The sequence below is a fragment of the Lentzea sp. genome (genome assembly GCF_036380075.1).
Lineage (GTDB): Bacteria > Actinomycetota > Actinomycetes > Mycobacteriales > Pseudonocardiaceae > Lentzea.
Window position 1 is genome coordinate 1 of the sequence record NZ_DASVFL010000028.1, and the last position, 2,939, is coordinate 2,939.

General features: G+C 67.1%; 3 protein-coding genes. 2 read left to right on the top strand and 1 reads right to left on the bottom strand.

Annotation, left to right across the window (positions count from 1 at the left end; translation table 11 throughout):
• Positions 1–84: 84 nt before the first annotated feature.
• A complete protein-coding gene (locus VF330_RS03385; RefSeq protein ID WP_330849999.1) occupies positions 85–744 on the bottom strand; it encodes a copper homeostasis protein CutC in 660 nt (219 codons plus the stop codon).
• Between the two features lie 360 nt (positions 745–1,104).
• Here VF330_RS03385 and VF330_RS03390 point away from each other — a divergent pair, with 360 nt between their 5' ends.
• The gene (locus VF330_RS03390) at positions 1,105–1,710 is read left to right on the top strand and encodes a sigma-70 family RNA polymerase sigma factor (RefSeq protein ID WP_330850000.1); all 606 of its coding nucleotides are present in this window, start codon (positions 1,105–1,107) and stop codon (positions 1,708–1,710) included.
• A 5-nt stretch (positions 1,711–1,715) separates the two neighbouring features.
• Entirely contained in the window at positions 1,716–2,192 is a 477-nt protein-coding gene (locus VF330_RS03395) for a carboxypeptidase regulatory-like domain-containing protein (protein WP_166045729.1), read from the top strand.
• Positions 2,193–2,939 lie beyond the last annotated feature (747 nt).

The window sequence follows — 2,939 nt, forward strand, 5'->3', positions numbered from 1 at the left end:
ATCGTCGCGCCCTCCACGTTGCGTATGTTGCAACAGCTATTTCACAGGAAGCAACGTGACTGTAGAACGGACCAGGGCAAGGGTCTAGACCAGAAGGGTGACCCATTCCCTCACAGAAGCGACGTCCACCGGTGAATCCCACCCGGACGGCCGGACCGCGCTGCCGACGTGGAAGCCCGTCACGCCCGCGGCCAGCAGTTCCGACACGTGCCGCTGCTGCAGACCGCCGCCGACGAGCAGCGCCGGAGGTGTCTGGGCCGTCAGTTTCTTCAGGTTCTCCAAGCCGTCCTCGACGCCCTTCGGGCTGCCCGCGGCGAGGACGGTGTCGCAGCCGAGGGTCTGCACGGTCGCCCAGGAGCGGAAGACGTCGTTGGAGTTGTCGAGCGCGCGGTGGAACGTCCAGGCACACCCTTCCAACTCCGCGAGGAGGTTCAGGGTGACGCCCTCGTCGATCTCACCGCCGGCGTCGAGGAAGCCGAGCACGAACTCGCTCGCACCGGCCTCGCGCAGCTCCCACGCCTGGCGGCGCAGGTGCTTGAGGTTGCCGGGCGCGAACCCCTCGGCGTCGCGGAGCATCACGCGGATCGGGATGTCGACGGCCCTGCTCACCTCGCGGAAGGTGGCGACCGAGGGCGTCAGTCCGTCGGAGGCCATGTCGGCGACCAGTTCGAGCCGGTCGGCGCCGCCCTCCTGAGCGGCCACGGCGTCCCTCGCGTTGAGTGCGATCACTTCGAGAATCGACATGGTCTAGACCATAACGGTCGTGTCGATGTGCTTTCGCGAATTGGGAGCCGAGTCGCGGTTCCGCGCGTCAGAGGGCTGTATCTGATCGCCTGAGTTCCGCTCTTCCAAGATGAGAGCTTGTGCACCAGGCGTGGGGGCCACGCGTCAGCCGGTTCGAGGGGTGCCGGCCGGCGCGAGGCCTCCTGCACCGGCGGCCCGTGATGCGGAGGGGGGATCACGGGCCGTTGGCATGCCCGGGAAAGATGAGGTCAGCCGGGCGCCGGTACTGCTCCAATCGAGTGAATTTCGTATCTACCGCCCGGTTAGCCCTTCATGAGTTGGCGGACGGCGCTGACAAGGGCGGCCGATCGGAGGTGCTGCATGGACGAGCTGCACACGGCGGATGACCGTCCGCCGTGGGACGGGCTTGAGGGCACCGAACGGCACGCCATGTGCGTCGCCGCGGCACGCGAGGGCAACCGGGACGCGCTCAACGTCCTGGTGGACGAGCTGACCCCGCTGCTGTGGCACGTCGCGAGGGGCCAGGGCCTCGACAGGACCGCCTCCGAGGACGTCGTGCAGACCGTGTGGCTCGCGTTCTTGAAGAACATCGAGAACATCAACGAGCCGAAAGCCCTGGTCGGCTACCTGGTCGTCACCACGAGGCGTGAAGCGCGCCGAACTTGGACACCCAACAAGCGTGAGACGCACCTGTCCGACGAATACGCCGAACAACTCGAGTCCGACACCGGCCTGCCCGAGGACGTGACGCTGATGGACGACCGCGACCGCCGCCTGTGGCTCGCGTTCGGCCGCCTGACCACGAGGTGCCAGGAACTGCTCCGGCTCACAGTGCTCGCGGGGCGCGCCGAGTACCGAGCGGTCGCCGAGGCGCTCGCCATGCCCCACGGCAGCATCGGTCCGACCAGGGGACGGTGCCTGACACTGCTGCGCAACTACCTGGAGACGGAAGGAGGATCGCGGTGAACGAGATCGACCCGCGCGACGACCGCAGGGGCCTTGAGGACACCGCAGTCCTCTCCGAACTGAACAGGCTCGTGGACGAACTGGACCCACCGCCCGCCGACCTGGTGGACCGCGTGAAGTTCGCGATAGCCCTGGAGTCCCTGGACGTCGAAGTGGCGCGCTGGGAGCGGGCAGGCTCGTTCGCGGGAGTGCGCGGCGGCCAGACCGGCACGATCACCTTCACCGTCGACAACCTGACCCTGATGGTGAACTTCACCTCGACCGGCTCCCGCCACCGCATCGACGGCTGGCTGGTCCCTGCGGGCGAGCACGAGGTGGAGGTGCGCGTGGCGGACCACAAGTCCACCAGCACCAGAGCGGACGACGGCGGCCGCTTCGTCCTGCCCGACGTGCCGGCCGGAACCACGCAGATCCTGGTGCACCTGGTGAACTCGCGCGGCGAGCCGGGCCGCACCGTGGTCACGCCGACGATCATGCTTTGACGGGTACCGCTGGTTCATCCGTTACCACTGGGGTTTCTGGGGTTTGTGCTGCGTCGGCCGTCGGGGGGCGGCCCGCGTTCCAGCGTGGGTGTTCGGCGTGCGTGGTTCCTGTTCCAGCGTGGTTCCGCAGGACCTTTTCCGTTCCTGTTCCAGCGTGGTCGTGCAGACCTTTTCGAATCAAGGGCGTTCATCGCCGCTCCGCGACGATAGCGATTGGGGCTTGACTTCGGGGCCCTTGCGAGGCGCTCTGATCGGCCGGAAAAGGCCGGATGCTTCGCAACCGGCCGAGCCCGAATGGGTAGCACCTCGCACCCAAAGTCAAGCCCCAATCGCCAAACCACGGGTGGGCTCACCGGCTCTGATCAGCGAAGAGGGCAGACGGCTCGCTTCGCATCGCCCTTGGGAGGTGCCCCAAGCGCGCGAAGAGCTGACAGCGAGGGGTTCGCTGAATAGCGCAGCTTCTCTGCGGCGCAATTACGCCAAACAATGGCGATGCGAAGCGAGCCGTACAAACCCCCGCACTTCCAAGCGAAGCCGAAGGCGAGCAGTCACCCCTGACGCCGATCAGAGCCGGTGAACCCACCCGCTCTTTGCGATTGGGGCTTTACTTTGGGTGCGAGGTGCTACCACTAGTGGCTCGGCCGGTCGCGAAGCTACCGGCCTTTTCCGGCCGACCCAGCGCCTCGCAAGGGCCCCGAAGTCAAGCCCCAATCGCGGATCGTCGCGCAGCGGCGATGAACCCCAGTC

Bases quoted from the DNA above. Each gene is read 5' to 3' on its own strand.
- VF330_RS03385 (WP_330849999.1), bottom strand. From the start codon at position 744: ATGTCGATTCTCGAAGTGATCGCACTCAACGCGAGGGACGCCGTGGCC.
- VF330_RS03390 (WP_330850000.1), top strand. From the start codon at position 1,105: ATGGACGAGCTGCACACGGCGGATGACCGTCCGCCGTGGGACGGGCTT.